General features: G+C 68.6%; 18 protein-coding genes. 13 read left to right on the top strand and 5 right to left on the bottom strand.

Annotated features, from left to right (window positions below):
- Positions 1 to 38: 38 nt before the first annotated feature.
- Positions 39 to 803 carry an amino acid ABC transporter ATP-binding protein gene (locus FHR04_RS14450; protein WP_139404038.1) on the bottom strand — a complete coding sequence of 255 codons (765 nt, stop codon included), beginning with the start codon at positions 801 to 803 and terminating at the stop codon, positions 39 to 41.
- A gap of 201 nt (positions 804 to 1004) precedes the next feature.
- Between FHR04_RS14450 and FHR04_RS14445 the strand changes: the two genes are divergently transcribed.
- The 4 genes from FHR04_RS14445 to FHR04_RS14430 all read left to right on the top strand — a co-directional run bounded on the left by FHR04_RS14445 (position 1005) and on the right by FHR04_RS14430 (position 6229).
- Positions 1005 to 1985, top strand: coding sequence for a TAXI family TRAP transporter solute-binding subunit (locus FHR04_RS14445; protein ID WP_139404037.1), 981 nt, complete (start codon positions 1005 to 1007; stop codon positions 1983 to 1985).
- 144 nt (positions 1986 to 2129) lie between these two features.
- Positions 2130 to 4253, top strand: coding sequence for a TRAP transporter permease (locus FHR04_RS14440; protein WP_039682247.1), 2124 nt, complete (start codon positions 2130 to 2132; stop codon positions 4251 to 4253).
- Positions 4254 to 4511: 258 nt separating this feature from the next.
- A complete protein-coding gene (locus FHR04_RS14435; protein WP_139404036.1) occupies positions 4512 to 5708 on the top strand; it encodes an AI-2E family transporter in 1197 nt (398 codons plus the stop codon).
- Entirely contained in the window at positions 5705 to 6229 is a 525-nt protein-coding gene (locus FHR04_RS14430; RefSeq protein ID WP_039682249.1) for an AAA family ATPase, read from the top strand. The genes FHR04_RS14435 and FHR04_RS14430 overlap by 4 nt, the downstream gene beginning before the upstream one ends.
- Here the strand turns inward: FHR04_RS14430 and FHR04_RS14425 are convergent.
- Positions 6226 to 6786 (bottom strand): C39 family peptidase, encoded by a 561-nt coding sequence (locus tag FHR04_RS14425; RefSeq protein ID WP_249039142.1) that lies wholly within the window; start codon positions 6784 to 6786, stop codon positions 6226 to 6228. The two genes, FHR04_RS14430 and FHR04_RS14425, sit on opposite strands and share 4 nt — an antisense overlap.
- Positions 6787 to 6896: 110 nt before the next feature.
- Here FHR04_RS14425 and FHR04_RS14420 point away from each other — a divergent pair, with 110 nt between their 5' ends.
- From FHR04_RS14420 to FHR04_RS14400, 5 genes are all read left to right on the top strand, one after another.
- Entirely contained in the window at positions 6897 to 7466 is a 570-nt protein-coding gene (locus FHR04_RS14420; RefSeq protein WP_052195219.1) for a VUT family protein, read from the top strand.
- A gap of 120 nt (positions 7467 to 7586) precedes the next feature.
- On the top strand, positions 7587 to 8084 hold the full coding sequence (locus tag FHR04_RS14415; RefSeq protein WP_039682251.1) for a gluconokinase: 498 nt from the start codon (positions 7587 to 7589) through the stop codon (positions 8082 to 8084).
- Positions 8074 to 8253, top strand: a complete 180-nt coding sequence (locus FHR04_RS14410; RefSeq protein WP_139404035.1) for a DUF2256 domain-containing protein — start codon at positions 8074 to 8076, stop codon at positions 8251 to 8253. Before FHR04_RS14415 ends, FHR04_RS14410 begins: the two co-directional genes overlap by 11 nt.
- Positions 8250 to 9152, top strand: a complete 903-nt coding sequence (gene uvsE, locus FHR04_RS14405; RefSeq protein ID WP_375782580.1) for a UV DNA damage repair endonuclease UvsE — start codon at positions 8250 to 8252, stop codon at positions 9150 to 9152. The genes FHR04_RS14410 and uvsE overlap by 4 nt, the downstream gene beginning before the upstream one ends.
- Before the next feature lie 73 nt (positions 9153 to 9225).
- Complete coding sequence (locus FHR04_RS14400) at positions 9226 to 9768, top strand: 3'-5' exonuclease (RefSeq protein WP_139404033.1); 543 nt, start codon at positions 9226 to 9228, stop codon at positions 9766 to 9768.
- A 29-nt stretch (positions 9769 to 9797) separates the two neighbouring features.
- Here the strand turns inward: FHR04_RS14400 and FHR04_RS14395 are convergent, their stop codons facing one another.
- Both FHR04_RS14395 and FHR04_RS14390 read right to left on the bottom strand, forming a co-directional pair.
- Positions 9798 to 11033, bottom strand: a complete 1236-nt coding sequence (locus tag FHR04_RS14395; protein ID WP_170213966.1) for a S8 family peptidase — start codon at positions 11031 to 11033, stop codon at positions 9798 to 9800.
- 112 nt (positions 11034 to 11145) lie between these two features.
- A complete protein-coding gene (locus tag FHR04_RS14390; RefSeq protein ID WP_311734717.1) occupies positions 11146 to 13122 on the bottom strand; it encodes a phosphodiester glycosidase family protein in 1977 nt (658 codons plus the stop codon).
- A 128-nt stretch (positions 13123 to 13250) separates the two neighbouring features.
- On the opposite strand from FHR04_RS14390, the gene mglB reads away from it, so the two are divergent.
- Both mglB and mglA read left to right on the top strand, forming a co-directional pair.
- Positions 13251 to 13736: a GTPase-activating protein MglB gene (gene mglB, locus FHR04_RS14385; protein WP_039682261.1), complete on the top strand. Its 486-nt coding sequence runs from the start codon at positions 13251 to 13253 to the stop codon at positions 13734 to 13736.
- A gap of 84 nt (positions 13737 to 13820) precedes the next feature.
- Positions 13821 to 14411, top strand: coding sequence for a GTPase MglA (gene mglA / locus FHR04_RS14380; protein ID WP_039682263.1), 591 nt, complete (start codon positions 13821 to 13823; stop codon positions 14409 to 14411).
- Positions 14412 to 14487: 76 nt separating this feature from the next.
- On the opposite strand, the gene FHR04_RS14375 is transcribed toward mglA, so the two are convergent.
- The gene (locus FHR04_RS14375; protein WP_139404031.1) at positions 14488 to 15600 is read right to left on the bottom strand and encodes a 3-deoxy-7-phosphoheptulonate synthase; all 1113 of its coding nucleotides are present in this window, start codon (positions 15598 to 15600) and stop codon (positions 14488 to 14490) included.
- A 314-nt stretch (positions 15601 to 15914) separates the two neighbouring features.
- On the opposite strand from FHR04_RS14375, the gene mbhE reads away from it, so the two are divergent.
- Together mbhE and FHR04_RS14365 are read left to right on the top strand one after the other, a co-directional pair.
- Positions 15915 to 18278: a hydrogen gas-evolving membrane-bound hydrogenase subunit E gene (gene mbhE, locus FHR04_RS14370; RefSeq protein WP_139404030.1), complete on the top strand. Its 2364-nt coding sequence runs from the start codon at positions 15915 to 15917 to the stop codon at positions 18276 to 18278.
- Positions 18275 to 18781 (top strand): Na(+)/H(+) antiporter subunit B, encoded by a 507-nt coding sequence (locus tag FHR04_RS14365; RefSeq protein WP_139404029.1) that lies wholly within the window; start codon positions 18275 to 18277, stop codon positions 18779 to 18781. The genes mbhE and FHR04_RS14365 overlap by 4 nt, the downstream gene beginning before the upstream one ends.
- Positions 18782 to 18787: the final 6 nt, after the last annotated feature.

Raw genomic sequence — 18787 nt, 5'->3', positions numbered from 1 at the left:
ACCTCTCCTGATTTTTTAGGAGAGGCGGGGGTTGCCCCTCAGTGCCCCAGAATCTTGCCCAGGAACTGCTTGGCCCGCTCGTGCTTGGGGTTGTTGTAGAAGTCCTCGGGGGTGGTGTCCTCCACGACGTTGCCCCCATCGAAGAACAGCAATCGGTCGGCCACCTCGCGGGCAAAGCCCATCTCGTGGGTGACCACCAGCATGGTCATGCCGCCGCGCGCCAGATCCTTCATCACGTCCAGTACCTCCTTGATCATTTCCGGATCCAGGGCGCTGGTCGGCTCGTCGAACAGCATGACCTTGGGGTCCATCGCCAGGGCGCGGGCAATGGCCACCCGCTGCTGCTGGCCGCCCGACAGCTGGGCCGGGTACTTGTGCGCCTGTTCCTCGATGTCCACCCGGCGCAGCAGCTCCAGCCCGCGCCGCTCGGCCTCGGCCTTGTCCGTCTTGCGGACGCGGGTGGGGGCCAGCGTGATGTTCTCCAGCACGGTCAGGTGCGGAAACAGGTTGAACGACTGAAACACCATGCCCACCTCGCGGCGGATGGCGTCGAGGTTGCCCTTGCCGTTCAGCGGAATGCCGTCCACGGTGATGCTGCCGCCGTCGTGGGGATCCAGCGCGTTGATGGTGCGAATAAAGGTGCTCTTGCCGCTGCCCGACGGCCCGATGATGACCACCACCTCGCCCGCGCGCACGCTCAGGTTGACGCCCTTCAGGGCCTGGAAACTGCCGAAATGCTTCTGGACGTTCTCGGCCTGAATGATCGGCGCACCTGATGAGCGGTCTTTGGCGAGAGAGGTCATACGTGCAACTGTATCCGAGCGAACGGGGCGCAGCTAGAGAGGCCGGGTTCAGAACGTGCCAGACACGCAGGACGGGGTTTGAGGCCAGCTGACCGATCTTTATGGAAGCGCGTCCAATTCACACCATGTGCTAAGCTTCCAAAACTCTCAACTTTTTTGCGGCCTGCTTGCCCTGCAGGACTGCGCTCACGGAGGATCCACATGAAGAAACGCAACACGCAGTTGATGACCGCCGCCGTTCTCGGCACCGCCGCCCTGTTTACCGGCGCAGCGCTGGCCCAGGGCACCACCTTTCTGACCATCGGCTCGGGCAGCACCACCGGCGTCTACTTTCCTGTCGCCACCGGCATGGCGAAGATGATCAACGATTCGGGCAGCGGTATCCGCGCCAACGCCCGTTCCACCGGCGGCAGCGTCTTCAACATGAACGCCATGGCGACCGGCGAACTGAACGCCGCCGTGGCCCAGAACGACGTGGTGTACTACGCCTACACCGGCACCGGCCTGGACGCCTTCAAGGGCAAGCCCGACAAGAAGATTCGCACCATGGCTGTGCTGTACCCCGAAGTGCTGCACGTCCTGGCCCGCAAGGATTCAGGCATCAACAGCATCGCCGACCTCAAGGGCAAGAAAGTCGTGATCGGTGACCTGGGTTCCGGCACCGAGCAGACCGCCGCGCAGGTGATGGAAGCCTACGGCCTGAAGTTCGATGATCTGGGGCAGGCGTTGCGGGTCTCGCCGTCGCAGGGCATCAGCCTGATGCAGGACAAGCGCGCCGACGCCCTGTTCTACACCGTGGGCGTGGGCGCCAGCGCCATTGCCCAGATCGCCCAGACGGTGGACGTGAAACTGGTGCCGGTGGCTGGCAACCAGGCCACCGCCCTGCTCAAGAAGTACCCCTTCTACGTGCGCTACAACATTCCCGCCAAGAGCTACAAGGGCATCGACGCCACCGTGCCCGGCGTGGCGGTGCAGGCCACCCTGGTCACCACCAGCGACGAGAGCGAGGACACCATCTACAAGGCGATGAAGGCCGCGTTTGGTGACGAGAAGGCGCTGAAGGCCATTCATCCGGCCCTGGGCACCAACTTCTCCTACGCCAAGGCGGTCAAGGGCCTGCCCGCCCCGCTGCACCCCGGCGCCGTCAAGTTCTTCAAGGAACAGGGCGTCAGCGTCAAGTAAGGTCACTCGAACGCAGAGAGGGGGCCAGCCAAACATTTATCGGGAGGCTGGCCCCCTCCCCGTTGAAAAGGAGATGAGCAACGAGTGAGTGATCCCACAAGACCGATCAGTACAGACCCCAGCCTGGAGCCGCCGGGCACCGAGATGACCGAGGGCGAACGCCGCGCCCTGGAGATGGTGGAGGCCGCCGAAACGGGCGGGCGCAAACTGTGGGGCTGGCAAAAGACGCTGGTGACCGTCATCGCCGTCGCGTGGTGTATCTACCAGATGTACGCCGCGCAGGTGGGCAACATCGACACCCTGACGCTGCGGGCCATTCACCTGGCCTTCGCCTTCAGCCTGGCCTACCTGGTCTTTCCCTTCCGCAAGTCGCCGGGAAAGCCGCAGACGCGGGTGCCGTGGTACGACTGGATTCTGGGGCTGCTGGCGACGGGGACCGCCATTTACCTGATCGTGCAGTACCCATCGATTGCCACGGTGCAGGGTGGGGTGCTCACCAACGTGGACGTCTGGATTGGCAGCGGCATGGTGCTGCTGCTGCTGCTGGCCGCGTGGCGCACCATCGGCATCGCCATGCCCATTGTGGCGTCAGTCTTTATGCTGTACGCGCTGACCGGGCCGCGCGGGTTGATCCGGGGTGACCTGGGGCCGCAGCTGCAATTGCACGCCGGGCAGACGTGGCCGCAGGTGGTGGGCCAGCTGTTCGCCAACACCGAGGGCATCTTCGGCACCGCGATTGGTGTCTCGGCGCAGATCGTCTTCCTGTTCGTGCTGTTCGGGGCCGTGTTCGACAAGCTGGGGGCCGGCGACTGGTTCATGAACGTGGCGCAGGGGGCGCTGGGCGGCTTCCGGGGCGGCCCGGCCAAGGCCAGCGTCCTGAGCAGCGCGCTGAACGGCATCATCAGCGGCTCGGCGGTCAGCAACGTGGTCACCGGCGGCAACATCACCATCGGCACCATGAAGCGGGTGGGCTACAGCGCCGAGAAGGCCGGGGCCATCGAGGTGGCCAGCAGCAGCAACGGCCAGCTGATGCCCCCGGTGATGGGCGCGGCGGCCTTTATCATGGCGCAGAACCTGAACATCGAGTACCGCACGCTGATTCTGGCGGCGGCGATTCCGGCCTTCCTGTGCTACGGCGCGCTGCTGGTGGTGGTGCATCTGGAGGCGCTGAAGCTGGGCCTCAAGGGCCTGCCCAGAAATGAGCTGCCGCGCGTGCGCCAGACGCTGGTCAAGGGCTGGTACTACCTGGTGCCGCTGGTGTACCTGATCGGCACGCTGACCATCAATCCCGAGGCCACCCCTGAGCGCGTCGCCCTGAATACCATTTTCATGATGATCGCCATGATGTTCATTCAGGAGGTCTACTTCGGGCGCAAGCACGGCCTCAGCGTGGGGCAGGGACTGATCGACGGTGGCCGGAAACTGATCGAGGCCTTCGAGAGCGGCGCGCGCAGCATGATCGGCATCGCCATCGCCACCGCCGCCGCCGGGATCATCGTCGGCATCGTGACCATCACCGGGCTGGGCTTCGGGCTGGCCGACATCGTGCAGCTGGTCAGCGACGGCGTCCGCAACCTGCTGATGGGCGTGGTGGGATTGATTCCGGGGCTGGACGCCGGGGCCATCGCCGGCTTCGGGGCCATATTGATCGTGCTGATGATGGCGCAGCTGATCGCGCTGATCCTGGGCATGGGGTTGCCCACCACCGCCAACTACATCCTGATGAGCGCCCTGATCGTGCCGATCATCGCCAAGATCGCGGGGCTGGACAACAGCAACCCGGTGCAGATGCTCCCGGTGCACATGTTCGTCTTCTACTTCGGCATCATGGCCGACAGCACGCCGCCGGTGGCGCTGGCGGCCTTTGCGGCGGCGGCCATCAGCGGCGGCAACCCGGTGTCCACGGGCGTGCAGGCCTTCAAGTACGAACTTCGCACGGCGCTGCTGGCCTACATGCTGTTCTTCAACCCGCAACTGCTGCTGATCGCCAACAATAGGCTCAGCGGGCTGGGCTTCGGCGACGCGGTGTTCATGATCCTGTTCGCGTTCATCGGGCTGGTGGCCTTCAGCGCGGCGACCATGCGTTTCCTGCACCGCAAGACCAACCCCTTGCAGGCGCTGCTGCTGCTCATTGCCTCGTTCATGCTGATCATTCCCACCCATCTGCTGGTCAATCTGCTGGCGCTGGGCCTGATTGCCGCCGTCTACTTCTGGCAGAAGGCGGGCAGCCGCCGCGAGCCGCCGACGTCGCTGCCCGCTGCGGCCTAGAGCAGTTGTCAAAAGTGCTGTTTGCTTTTGACCGAACGGACTGGCACAGCTCGCAGAGAGTGAGTGAATTTCAACGAGCAGTTGGGACTGATTCAGCTCCGCAGGAGAGAATGGAGGCATCAGAAGTCTTTTTTCTGATGCAGCAATTCGGACAAATGCTCTAGCCTGAGCAGTCCTGACCCCTCTGATTTCTTCACGTCCCCGCCCTGAGCCGCGGGGGCGCTTCTTTTGGCCCGCCGAAGTGGCAGGATAGGGAACATGACCCTGCCGCCTTCTCCCGCGCCGCGTCCGCCGGCGGGTGACTGGCGGGCGGCGCGCGACGTGCGTGACCTGATCCGTCGGCTGTGGGCCATGCCCGTGGTGCGCCTGATCTTCTACGCGGTGCTGACTGTGCTGGCCGTGCGCGCCCTGCTGTGGGGCAGCCAGCTGCTGGCCAGCGTGCTGCTGACGGTGCTGACCGCCTACGGCCTGGCCTTTCTGGTCAACCCCATTCTGGAGTGGCTGGAGCGCCGCCGGGTGGGGCGCATGGTGGGGGTGCTGCTGCTGCTGCTGCTGCTGCTGGGCCTGACCACGCTGCTGATCATGACCCTCAGCCAGCAGATCGCCGGCCTGATCTCCGGGATTCCGGTGATCGCCATCAACCTCAAGATTGCGCTGTTCAACGTGCTGGACAGGCTGGACAGCATTCAGGGCGTGCAGGGCCTGAAAGCCAGCGTCAGCACCTACATCGACGAGCAGACCAACAACATCACCGAGAACGCCGGGCCGCTGCTGGAACGGCTGCTGAACTCGGGCCCCAACGTGCTGAACACGCTGTCCAATCTGGTGGGCTGGCTGGGGCAGCTGGGCTTTATCGTGACGCTGGCGGCGTACTTCATGCTGGACTACGAGCGGGTGGGCCACAGTCTGCTGCGCGTGTTTCCGCGCCAGTCGCAGCCCACCGTGCTGCGGCTCGCGGAGGACGTGAGCCAGAGCTTCGGCGGCTTCCTGCGCGGTCAGCTGCTGCTGATGCTGACCGGCGCGGTGCTGTCCACGCTGGGCCTGCTGGCCCTGAACGTGCCGAACGCGTTGGCCCTGGGCGCCCTGAGCGGCCTGCTGAGTCTGGTGCCGTACATCGGGATCGTGCTGGCCGCCGTGGCCGCCATGTTGCAGGCGATTCCGCAGGGTGGGCTGACCATCGGGCTGGTGGCGGCGCTGTTCTTCGTTATCAACCAGTTGCAGGGCAACGTGCTGGGGCCGCTGATCATGGGCCGGGTGGTCAGCCTCAGCCCGGCGGCGATCCTGATCGCGCTGCTCGTCGGGCTGGCGCTGGCGGGGCCGGTGGGCGCGATCATCGCCATTCCCACCGCCACGCTGCTCAAGCGCTGGCTGGAACGTTACTGGATGACCAGCGCCGCGTACCGGGGCGTGGGGGGCGCGGTGCCTGAGGAACTGCAGGACGGGGCGCAGCGGTGAGCGGCCCCGTCTGGGTGCTGTCGGGCAGTCCGGGGGTGGGCAAGTCCAGCGTGGCCCACGCCCTGTTACAGCACTACCCGCGCGGCCTGCACCTGCCGGTGGACGATCTGCGCGAATTCGTGGTGTCGGGTCTGGTGCCGCCCAGCCTCAATCACCCGCCCGAGGCTGTCCGGCAGTTTGAGCTGGCCCGCCGCGCCGCCGCTTTTCATGCCCGGCTGTACGCGGAGGCAGGCTTCGCGGTGGCCGTGGACGACGTGCTGTGGTCCGCCGATCTGGAGGCGATGCGCGTTCACTGGGCCGGACTGGACGTCCGCCCGGTCTTCTTGTGCCCCACGCTGGAGGTCACGCAGGCACGCAACGCGGCCCGCACCGGCAAGGCCTTCGACACGCAAAGTCTGGTGCCGATGATCGCGGCCCTTCATCCGGCCATGCCGCCCGCCGAGTACCGCGCGGCGGGGTGGCGGGTGCTGGACACCTCCGGCCTGAGTCTCGAGCAGACCGTCGCTCAACTGTTGGGCTAGCCGATCACCCGTTTCACCGTGGCCGACAGCCGGGGTGGGTACAGCAGGGCGAACTGGCCGTGGTGGTCGGCCCACACGCGCGAGAAGTCGTCGTAGCCCATCGCCACGTAGCCCAGCAACGGATCCATCAGGTAGGTCTGGCGGGCGGCGTCGTTGTAGCCCACCACCACGCGCCAGTGCGGAATCGCCTGCCCGCGCGGGCTGACGTAGGTTTGCAGGGCAATGACCGGCACGCCGTTCTTGATCGCGGCCCGCACGGTGTTCAGCGAGCCGCCCGCGTACAGCCGCGCCTCCATGCCCACCCTGGGCGCGAAATCCACAATCGCCTGCGCCGTCATGTACGACGTTTCCGACGGGCGGGTGAAACTGCTGACCGTCGCCATGTCCGCGTTCACGCCGTAGTAGCGCAGCACCTGGGTCAGGCTGGCGGGGCCGCAGGCGTTGTAGCTCTGGCGGATCAGCGGCATGCCGGACAGCACGTAACCAGGAGGGGTGGAGGCCGCCTGCGCCGGGGCAGCGGCGAGCAGCAGGAGCAGCAGGGGCAGGCGGGCGCGCACCGGGGCAGTGTGCCGCGCCGTCTATCACGGCCCTCTTTCAGAGCCGCGCGTCTGCTACCCTGGCGGGCGGCCCGTGACCTCTACAGTCGCCCAGGCCGGAGGTTAGACCCATGAACCAGTTCACCGTCCGGGGACGCCCTGCCCCGTCTGGCACCACACCGTTGCCGCTGCTGCTGATCGCGCTGTACGCGCTGAGCATCCTGGCCGCCAACATCACCCTCAACAAGTTCATTCCGCTGCCGGTGTACGGCCTGCTCAGCGTCGGCACCATCTTCTTTGCCGCCGTGTTCACCCTGCGTGACCGCATTCACCGCGCCGGCGGCCTGAAGGCCGTGTACATTGCGATTGCCTGCGCCCTGCTGATCAACACGCTGGCCGCCCTGCTGACCGGCACCGAATGGCGCTTTATCGGTGCGTCGTTCCTGGCGATTCTGGCCGGCGAACTGGCCGACACCGCCGTGTACCAGCGCCTGATCCACCGCAGCTGGTGGACGCGGGTGCTGGCCTCCAACGCGGTCAGCGTGCCGCTGGACTCGGTGCTGTTCAATCTGCTGGCCTTCTGGGGCCTGATGGCCGGCGGCGAGATCGCGCAGATCATCTTTGCGGACATCCTGGCGAAGTACCTGATCGCCGCCGTGTTCGCCATTCGCATCCGGCACGCCAGCCGGGCGCTGGCCTGAGTGGGGCACCTCGACAGAGCGCACCTGAAGAGGCGCATCTAAAGAGATGGTGCGCCCCGCTCTCGTCTGCGGCGCGGCCTGTTGCGCCAGACTGCGGGTCATGGCACGGGAACGGCGGAGATGAGACTGATTCTGATGGGGGTGTCCGGCAGCGGCAAGACCACGCTGGGCGAGGATCTGGCCGCGAAGACCGGCTGGCCGTTTCTGGACGGCGACGACTTCCACACGCCGGAGGCCAGGGCCAAGATGGCCGCCGGGCTGGGCCTCAGCGACGGGGACCGCCAGCCCTGGCTGCTCCGCCTGCGGGCCGAACTGCTGGCCCACCCACAGGTCATCCTGGCGTGTTCCTCGCTGCGCCGCAGCTACCGCGACGTGCTGCGGGTGCTGGACACGCGCTTCATCTTTCTGGACGTGCCGCCGCGCCTGCTGCTGGCCCGCCTTCAGGAGCGCGGTGACCATTACGCCCACGCCGATCTGCTGCCCTCGCAGCTGGACACCCTGGAGCCGCCGGACCGCGACGAGGCCGACGTGATGACCCTGCACGTCACGCCGCAGGACTCGCCGGCTGATCTGACGCGGCTGGCGCTGGCCGCGCTGGGGCTGCCCCATGCCCGCTAAGGCCGAGAAGCGGGCGTTCGGCGGGGGCCGCAAACCCTCCGAGCGCCCCAGCAAGATCTGCCCGGTGTGTGGCCTGCCCTTCTCGTGGCGCAAGAAGTGGGAGCGCGACTGGGACAGCGTCAAATACTGCTCGGACCGCTGCCGGGCGGCGGCGAAGGCGGCCCAGTGAGCGAAGCGCCCACGCCCGCCTACGGGCTGGTGTGCCTGACCGTGGGGCCGGAGGTCCGCTTCCGCACCGTCACCCTTAGCCGCTACCGGGCGCTGTCGCCCGCCGAGCGCGAGGCCAAGCTGCTGGACCTGTACACCGACAATATTTCCAGACTGCGCGGGGCCGCCGACTTCTGCGCGGCGCGTGGCATCCGGCTCTACCGCATGAGTTCCAGCCTGTTTCCCATGCTGGACCTGATTGGCGACGACACCGGGGAGGCGGTGCTGACCTCGCTGGCGGCCCCGCTCCGGGAGGCGGGACAGGCGTTCGTGGACCACGGCATCCGCGTGCTGATGCATCCCGAGCAGTTCATCGTTCTGAACAGCGACACCCCGGACGTGCGGGTCCGCAGCGTTCACGCCCTGACCTCGCACGCCCGCGTGATGGACGGTCTGGGATTGGAACGCAGTCCCTGGAACCTGTTGCTGCTGCACGGCGGCAAGGGGGGCCGCGCCGCCGAACTGACGGCGGTGATTCCCGACCTGCCCGACGCTGCCCGCCTGCGCCTGGGGCTGGAAAACGACGAACGCGCCTACGGTCCCGCCGACCTGCTGCCCGTCTGCGAGGCCACCGGCACCCCGATGGTCTACGACGGGCACCACCACGTCATCCACGACCGGCTGCCCGATCAGGACCACCCCGCCGTGCGCGAGTGGGTCTTGAAGGCCCGCGCCACCTGGACCCCGCCCGAGTGGCAGGTGGTGCACCTGTCCAACGGCATCGAGGGACCGCAGGACCGCCGCCACAGCCACCTGATCACGCACCTGCCCGCCGCCTTCGCGGACGTGCCGTGGATCGAGGTGGAGGCCAAGGGCAAGGAGGAGGCGGTGGGGGCGTTGATGGAAGGCCCGGCGGTCTAACGGGGGCTCAGGCTGCGGGAGCGCCTCTCGCATCTTCCAGTCGTCTCACGCCTGCCGCGCTACCTTGGGCGGCGTGAACGTCGTCGTCTTCGATCTGGAAACCACGGGCCTCTCGCCGGAGCGCGACGCGGTGGTGGAAATCGGCGCGGTGCGGGTGGTCAATGGCCGCATTGAGGAAACGCAGAAATACGAGACCCTGGTGCGCCCGATGGGCGAATCCGGTCAGCCGCTGCTGATTCCCTGGCGCGTGGAGCGCATTCACGGCATCAGCAATGAGATGGTCCGCCACGCCCCCACCATGCCCGAGGTGCTGCCCGAATTTCTGGAGTTCGTGGGCGACTCGGCCGTGGTGGCGCACAACATCGGCTTCGACAGCGGATTCATGCGCGCCAACGCCCGGCGCTGCGGCCTGGTGTGGCAACCGGCGGCGGAATACTGCACCGTGCAACTGTCGCGCCGCGCCTTTCCCCGTGAACGCGCCCACAACCTGACCGTGCTGGCCGAACGCCTCGGCCTGAACTTCGCGCCCGGCGGACGCCACCGCAGCTACGGCGACGTGCAGGTGACCGCGCAGGCATATCTGCGCCTGCTGGACATGCTGAAGGTGGGCGCGTAGGGGAGGGGGAACTCAATCTCCTCTCCTGCTTATTGTGGAGCCTGCACCAGTCCCAGCCCCACATCCAGCCGGTCCACCCCCCCGATCAGCGGTGTGCGGGTGGCGCTGCCCTTCAGGGCGGTTTCCACCGTGTTGCGCGTCAGGTCACCCGAGTCGATCAGGGCCTGGAACCACAGTGCGGCCACCCCGGCGACATGCGGCGTCGCCATGCTGGTCCCGCTGTAGGCCACCAGCCCGCCGCCCATCCTGGCCGAGGTGACGTCCACGCCGGGACCGCTCAGGGTGGCCCCAGTGTTGGAAAACGGCGCGACGGTCAGGCCCTGATCCGGCGTCTTCTGGGCGCCCAGCCCCACCGCCGCCACCGAGATGAAGCCGTCGGAAGCCGCAGGGGGCGCGACGCCCACTTCCCAGTCGGGGTTCTGCTGGCGGCGGCTCTCGTTGCCTGCGGCGGCCACGAGCAGGGTGGGCGTGGCGTCGCCGCCGTAGCTGCGGGCGTAGGCGGCCAGCGCGCCGAACAGGTTAAGATTGGCGCGGTAGTCCAGCAGCGCCTGCGAGGTGGCCAGTTCAGCGGGCAGGCCGCGCCGGATCAATTCGGCCACCAAACCCGGAAAGTCCATGCCCAGCGACATGCTCACCACGTGCGCGCCCTGCTGCACCGCCCAGGCCAGCGCCCGCGCGATGCCCTCGCTGCTGCCGCTGCCGTCCGCGCCCAGCACCCGCCCGATCAGCGCCCGCTCCACGCCGGGGGCCACCCCGATGCGCTGCCCGGCCACCTCGCGCCCGAACACCGTTCCGGCGCAGTGGGTGCCGTGACCCTGGGCGTCCACGCCGCCGTCCGCATCCCCATCGGCCAGCGTGAAGTCGCGCCGCACCAGAGTCACGCCCTCAAACGCCGGGTGTTCCGGGTCGATGCCGGTATCCAGCACAGCCACCGTGACGCCCTTGCCGTTCTGCGGACTGGTGTCGGCCCTCACGGCCTGCACGCCCCAGGTGGGTCCGGTGGCGCTCGCATCAGCCTCTGACCTGCTGACCGGCCGGATCAGGCGCATGGGGATGCTGGGGGCGGCGGCCCGCACGGTCCTGTCCTGAAGCAGATCGGGCAGTTCGCGGTGATCCAGGGTCTGCACCTCCAGCGTCATGACCGGCGTGGCCGACGCCTCGGGCCCTGCGTCCAGGCGGGACGGCAGGGCGCTGTCCGCCTCGGTCCTGACCTCGCCCGGACGCCCGCCGTCCTGCCGCAACACGATGAAACGGTCCTTCTTCATGCCGCCTCCCCCAGACCCGCGCATGGCGGCCTGAAGGCCAGTCTAAGCCCAGGCGGGAAATTCTGTCATGAGCTTGATCCTTGTATTTTATTCTGCTATTGACAAAAAGGTTCTACTTCTGGCCTGCCACGCCACGTGGGACAAACACGATGGCGTTCGGCACCGGCTGGCTCCAGACCGTGTTCAGGTACGCGCCCAGACCCGCGTAGCCGCCCTGCAGGTAGGCGGTGGCGCTGCTGCCGCTGTCCATGCGCACGGCGTCGCGCACGCCGGCCCCCGCCAGGGCCGCAGCGAAGGCCTCGGGGGTGCCGTACTCGAAGTAGGCGATGGTGGGCTGGCCGTTCACGGTGCCCAGCGCGGACTGCCGGGTGGGCCGCCAGACGCCGGCGGCGGTATTGAAGCCCTCGCGGCGCGGGTCGAGGGCCACCCGGCCGCCCTGCACCAGCAGCGGCCCGGCACTCAGGGCGTCCACGGCATTCTCCCAGGGCGCGTCGGTGGCCTGCCAGTTCAGGGTGACGGTCAGCGGCGCTCCTGCCTCGCGTGGCAGCGCCGGAAAGCGCGTCGGATCGAAGGTAAAGGCCAGCGTCCGGGCGGGCGGGGTGATTTGTCCTGTCAGGGCACGCGTGACGCTGGCGCTGCCCGGAGCCAGCAGCAGCGTGGTCAGGCCGGTGCCGCCCACCACTGTTTTGCCGTCGCCCACGAAGGCCGTCAGCAGCGCGGCGCTGGGCGTGGCCCGCACGCTGTTCACCGTGACGCTGCCGAACGGCCCGCTCAGCACGTAGCGCGGGCGCGGGTAGCCGAACAGCGCCTCGCCGCCGGCCGTGAAGCCCACCGTGGCACGTTTTTCCAGGCTGGCCGCCGTCATCAGGCCGCCCACCGCCACCAGATCGACCGGCAGGCTGCTGCGGGGATCGAAATACCCGCCGTTGACCCCGGCCACCCCGCCCGCCGACTTCACCAACTCGGCCACCGCCAGCGAGCGGCCCAGCGGCGCGCTGACCACGCGCGGCTGGAACAGCGCCGGATCGAAGCTGAGCAGGTGCAGACGGCCCCGGCTGCGGTAGGTGACTCCGGCCGGCAGATCGTCGGGGTTGAGGGGCGGCGGCACGCTGGCATCGGTGTAGGTGGTGGTGTCGATCACCACGCGGAACGGGTCGTCTAGCGTGAAGATCTCGCTGCGCCCGCCCCCGGTGGTCAGCCGCAGGGCCGCGCCGCTGCTGGTCTGGGTCAGGGTCAGGGTGTCGCCGCCCGGCAGCGTCTGCTGGCTGCCGGTCACCGTCACGCCCGGCAAAAATACGCCCAGCCCGCCCGTCTCGCGCGAGACCGTCTGCGAGACCGTCTGCGAGACCGGAGCGCTCAGGTCCAGCACCAACCGCTGGACCTCTACCGTGCGGTACAGGGTCCGGCTGATCCGCACCGTGTCCAGGTTCGCCACGCGCGGCACGCTCAGCGTGGGCACCAGGGGCGGCGGTGTCGGCGCGGGCAGGGAAGGGACGGGCTGGATGCGGGGCGGGGTCTGGGCCGGAGCGGGCGCGGGTGAGGCTGGTGGCACTGGCTGGGCGGCGGGCGCAGGCGGAGGCGCGGCCACTGGTGTCCGGATCACCGGGCGTTCGGGGCCGCCGTCCGAGGGCAGCAACGTCGCCGTCGGCACGCTGACCGGCGCGGCAAAGCCCAGCAGGCCCGGCGTGTCGGTCAGCACCCGGACCCCCAGCAACTCCAGCGCCCGCAGCGGCACGTGAAGGCTGCCGCCCTCGGTGACGGGCGCGGGCAGCGGGCCGCCCAGCGCAAAGCCCAGCGCGGTCCAGCCCTGGCCCGGCGCGTAGCGCAGTTCGCGCTTGCCCAGCAGCAGCCGCAGGTCCAGCGGATCGTTGCGGACCGAGACCCCTAGCCGCGGCAGGGTCCACACCGCCAGCATCTCGGTGCCGGCCAGCAGCTTCGAATCCACCCCGGCGCTCTGCCGGACGCCGCCGATGGCCGTGGGCCGCGCGCCCGCCGTCCCGGCCAGCAGGGCTGCGGCAACCAGCACCAGCAGGCCCAGGCCCAGTGTGCGTACCTCTGCCTTCCTGCCTCTGTTCTGCCCGAACTTCACGCGGCGGAGTCTAGCGTCTGCCCGCGCCACCGGATGAGTCGCCGGGCCAGAGGCAATGGGGCATTTTCGGCACTCATGCCCGCCGCCGTCAGGTTATTGTGCTGGCCCCTGTTCATATACTGCGTCTCATGATCGAACCCTCACTCGCGCTGTACGGGGACGCCTACGCCCGCGTCGACGCGCACATTCAGGACCTGCTGGACGTGACGGGCGTGCGTTACGGTCTGCTGGTGGACCGCAAGGGCTTCGTGCTGTCGCACAAGGAGGCGCTGTGGGCGCCCCGCCCGCCGGCGCTCGACAGCGTGGCGACGCTGGTGGCCAGCAACGCCGCCGCCACCGCCGCGCTGGCGAACATGCTGGGCGAGCACACCTTCAGCGAGCAGATTCACCAGGGCGAGAACGGCACCCTGTACGTGGAATCGGTGGGGGACCAGGCCCTGCTGACCCTGATCTTCGACGCCAGCGTGCCTCTGGGCAAGGTCAAGGTCTACGCCCGCAAGACGGTGGTGCAGCTGGCCGCCATTCTGGACGAACTCAAGGACATCCCCGAGATTCAGCTGGGCGGGGACTTTAGCGCCGGGGCCACGGCCCTGCTCGACGATCTGCTGGGTTAAGCCGCCCCGGTCTGCCCCTCCCGGCCTCACGGCTGACCCGTCCCCCGTCCCACCTCTGAACCCGCCCACAGGAGGCACCAGCGCATGAGCACCATTAACTTCGCCGCCCGCGAGATCAACTGCAAGATCGTGTACTACGGCCCCGGCATGAGCGGCAAGACCACCAATCTCAAGCAGGTCTTTTCCAAGGTGCCCGGCCACCTGCGCGGCGAGATGGTGAGTCTGGCCACCGAGGACGAGCGCACCCTGTTCTTCGACTTCCTGCCGCTGGACCTCGGCTCGGTGCAGGGCTTCAAGACCCGCTTTCACCTGTACACCGTGCCGGGGCAGGTGTTCTACAACGCCAGCCGCAAGCTGATCCTGCGCGGCGTGGACGGTATCGTCTTCGTGGCCGACAGCGCCCCCAACCGCCTGCGCGCCAACGCCGAGAGCATGCGCAACCTGCGCGAGAACCTGGCCGAGCACGGCATCAACGTGCGCGACGTGCCGATTGTCCTGCAGGTCAACAAGCGTGACCTGCCCGACGCCCTGCCCACCAGCATGATCCGCGCGGTGATCGATCCCCGCAGTGAACTGCAGCTGTTCGAGGCCATGTCCGACAAGGGCGTGGGCGTGTTCGAGACCCTCAAGACGGTCAGCCGTCTGGTGCTGGAACGGCTGTCCCAGACGAAGTAACCCACAGGTCAGGCTGGGGCGGAGGCGTGGACTATCCACACGCCTCCGCCCCGGCGTTTGCAGCCCGGCCATCCTCCTAGCTGCGTAGCGCCGCGTCTGCCTCCAACACCAGCGCCTCGGTCTCGGCCCAGCCCACGCAGGCGTCGGTGACGCTGACTCCGTACTTCAGGTCATTGGGATCGGCGGGAACGCCCTGCTTGCCCGCCTCCAGATTGCTTTCCAGCATCAGGCCGCGAATCGCGCTCTGGCCGCTCAGGCGCTGCTGCACCACGTCGCGCCAGATCAATCCCTGACGGCGGAAATCGCTGCCGCTGTTGGCGTGGGAGCAGTCCACCATCACGGCCGGGGCCAGGCCTGCCGCCGTCATCAGGTCCACGCCCTCCTGCACGAACTGCGGCGCGTAGTTCGGCCCGTTCCGGCCGCCGCGCAGGATCAGGTGGCCGCCCGGATTGCCCTGCGTCTGCACGATGCACGCGCGCCCGTCGTCGTCCACCGTGAAGAAGACGTGCGGGTGCGCCGCCGCCACCATCGCGTCCACCGCCAGCTTCAGGCCGCCGCCAGTGCCGTTCTTGAAGCCCATCGGGGCGCTGACCGCGCTGGCCATCACCCGATGGGTCTGGGATTCGGTGGTGCGCGCGCCCAGGCAGGCCCACGCCACCGCGTCGAACAGGTACTGCGGCGCGAAGGGGTCCAGCAGCTCGGTGGCCACCGGCAGGCCCAGCTCGCCCACCTCCAGCATCAGGCGGCGGGTCAGCGCCAGCCCCCGGCCCACGTCGTTTTCCCCGGTCATGTCGGGGTCCATTAAAAAGCCGCGCCAGCCCACCGTCGTGCGCGGCTTGTCCACGTACACGCGCATCTGGAGTTCCAGGGTTCCCGCCACCCGTTCGCGCAACGCGGCCAGCCGGCGGGCGTACTCCAGCGCCGCGCCGGAGTCGTGGACGCTGCACGGCCCCACCACCACCAGCAGGCGTGGGTCCTCGCCGCGCAGAATGGCCTGCGCCGCCTGCCGCCCGGCCAGCACCGTGCGCTCGGCCCCCGGCGTCAGCGGCAGCGCGGTTTTCAGCTCGCGCGGCGTGGGCAGCGGCGTGAAACTGGACACGTTCAGGTTCTCGGTGCGGCTCCGGGTGGGGGTGTGCGGCTGGGGGCCGGCTGCGGCGCTGGGCGCGTCGACTTCGGAAAGCGGGGTCATAGGCGGTTCTCCTGTCTGTCAGAGGGCGGTCAAAAAAGCGCCGCCCGGTGGCCTTGTGGGCAGCTACCGGGCGGTCAGGGGTGGAAACAGCGCGACGCTAGGCCCGGTGGAAACGGAACCAGTCAAAATACGCGGCGCTGGGGTGCATGGGGGAAGTGTAGACGGATAGGGAAGCCAGCGGGGGCCGGCGGTCTAGGCGGGGGAGGCCCCGCTCCAGGCCGGTGACATGGCCCCGCCAGCTATGCCCCTTTCATTCGGGTGTGCTTTGATAGAACACGCATGCTCACCCTTTTGTCTCTTTCCCCGCCCCTCCTGTGACGCTCGCCGTCCTGTTCCCGCTGCTGATGGCCGCCGTGTGCGCGCTGCTGTCCCGCCCGCTGGGCCGCCGCACCGGCTACCTGGCGGCGCTGGGTTTCGGGCCGGCGCTGCTGCTGGCCGTGCCGCTGGCCGGCAGCAGCGTGGAAGTCGGCGGCGCTCCACTGGCCCAGGTCACGGGCTGGGTGCCGGAACTCGGGCTGAATTTCGCCTTCCGGGGCGACGGCTTCTCGCTGCTGTTCGCGGTCCTGATCGGCGTGATCGGGGCGCTGGCCTCGCTGTATTCGGTGGCCTACCTGTCGCCACGCGAACGCTTCGGGCGCTTCTACCCGTACCTGCTGCTGTTCGGCGGCTCGATGCTGGGGCTGGTCCTGAGCGACAACCTGATCGCCCTGTTCGGCTTCTGGGAGATGACCAGCGTGACCAGTTTCCTGCTGATCGGGCTGTGGCACACCCGCAGCGAGGCGCGGGACGGCGCGATCAAGGCCTTTCTGGTCAGCGCGCTGGGCGGCCTGGGGCTGCTGGCGGCGGCGGCGCTGCTGTCGGTGGCGGGAGGCAGCACCCTGCTCTCGGAACTGGATCTGGCGGCGGTGCGGGCCTCACCGCTGTTCGTGCCGGCGCTGCTGCTCACGCTGCTGGCGGCGTTTACCAAGAGCGCGCAGCTGCCCTTCCACCTGTGGCTGCCCACCGCGATGGAGGCGCCCACTCCGGTGTCGGCCTTCCTGCACTCGGCCACCATGGTCAAGGCCGGGGTGGTGCTGGTGGCGAAGTTCGGCCTGATCTTCGGGGGCAGCGCCCTGTGGTCCGGAATCATCGTGCCGCTGGGGGTGGCGACGATGTTCTGGGGTTCGTGGCGGGCCCTGAAACAGACAGACCTCAAGGCGCTGCTGGCCTTTTCCACGGTGTCGCAACTGGGGCTGCTGATGGCGCTGTACGGCCTGGCCGACGCGCCGGGACGTTTCGCCGCCACCACGCACCTGCTGAACCACGCGGCCTTCAAGGCGGCGCTGTTCTTCGTGGTGGGCATCATCGACCACGAAACCGGCACCCGCGAGACCTTCCGGCTGTCGGGGCTGCGCAGGGTGCTGCCCCTGACGTTCGTGGTGGCGCTGCTGGCCACCCTGAGCATGGCCGGGCTGCCGCCGCTGGGCGGGTTTATTTCCAAGGAACTCTTCTACGAGGCGATGCTGCGCGCCGGCCCCGGCTTTATCGCTGTCTCGGTGATCGGCAGCGCCCTCACGCTGGCGTACTGCGCGCGGCTGATCGGCATCTTCTTCGGCGACTTCCGCGCGCCCGAGGACGACCATGGGCAGCCCCTCACCCCCCACATTCATGAGGCCGGTCCTGGCCTGCTGCTGCCGCCTGCCCTGCTGGCGGGGACGGCGCTGCTGTTCGGGGTCTGGCCGGCCAGCGCCGAGTGGCTGGCCCGCCGGGCCGGGGCGGCGCTGGATTTCGCGGGTTACGGCGGCCATCTGACGCTGTGGCACGGCGTCACTCCGGCCCTGCTGCTCACGCTGCTGACCTGGGGATTGGCCGCGCTGCTGGTGTGGCAGGCGGCGCGGGTGTATTTCCTGCAGGTGCATCTGGAACTGCCGTTCAGCTCCAACCGGGGGTACCGGCGGCTGCTGCTGGGCCTGGAAACCCTGGCCTCGCGCGTGATCACGGGCACGCAGGGGCTGGCGCTGCCGGACCAGCTGCGTATCACGCTGGCCGCCGCCGGGCTGATGGGCGGCTACGCGGTGTGGCGGGCGCCGCAGGTGTTGCAGCCGCTGGAGGGGGTGCCCCTCAGCACGCTGCCCATTGCCGTGCTGCTGGTGGCCGGAGCGCTGGGCGTGCTGCTGTCGCGCAACCGCCTGACCGCCGTGGTCCTGACCGGCCTGACCGGCTTCGGCAGCGCCGTGGCCTTCCTGGCGATGCGCGCCCCCGATCTGGCCCTGACGCAGCTGCTGATCGAGGCGGTCACGGTGATTCTCTTTTTGCTGGTCTTCCGTTATCTGCCGGGCTTCCGCAGCCTGCCACGCGGCCGGACGCGGCAGGTCATCGACGTGGGGCTGGCCGGGGCGGCGGGGGTGGGGACCACGCTGCTGATTCTGGCGAGCCTGCGTTTCCTGTCGCCGCCGATCTCGCCGTATTACCTGGAAAACGCCTACAAGGGCGGCGGCGGCAAGAACGTGGTGAACGTCCTGCTGGTGGACTTCCGGGGCTTCGACACGCTGGGCGAGATCATGGTGGTGGCGATGGTGGCGCTGGCGGTGGGCAGTCTGGTGCGGCTGGGCCGCCGGGGCAAGGCCCGCAGCGAGAAGGACACTGCCCCGCCGACGCAGGACCTGCTGGACCTTGAGCTGCAACAGAGGCGCCCATGAGTCCCAGACGCGCCCCCAAGAAGGCGGTGAAGGAGGCCGCGCCCGCCCCGCCCCGCCCCGGCGACCTGCTGATCAACGATCCGATCCTGAAGACCATCAGCCGGGCGGCCTTCGCGCTGGTGATGCTGTTCGCGCTGCTGCTGCTGTGGCGCGGTCACAACGCGCCCGGCGGCGGCTTCATCGCGGGCCTGATGACCGTGTGCGCCCTGATCCTGCACCGCATCGCCAACGGCGACAGCGCCCTGCGGGTGGACCCAGTGAAATTCATTCCCTGGGGGCTGGCCCTGTCCTTCACCACCGGGCTGGTCCCGTACCTGCTGGGCCGCCCCTTCCTGAAGTCCGATTTTGGCTACCTGACCACCGCCCTGACCGGCGAGTTCGAGTGGGCCACCGCCCTGCTGTTCGATCTGGGCGTGTACCTGGTGGTGGTGGGCGCCGGGCTGTCGCTGGCCTACGCCCTGATCGAGGTCGAGCCGTCGGAACGGGTGGAGGGAGACGAATGAGGATGG

It is taken from the genome of Deinococcus radiopugnans ATCC 19172 (genome assembly GCF_006335125.1).
GTDB lineage: Bacteria > Deinococcota > Deinococci > Deinococcales > Deinococcaceae > Deinococcus > Deinococcus radiopugnans.
Note: the sequence above shows the minus strand (reverse complement) of the source record. Positions and strands in the feature narration are given on the sequence as shown.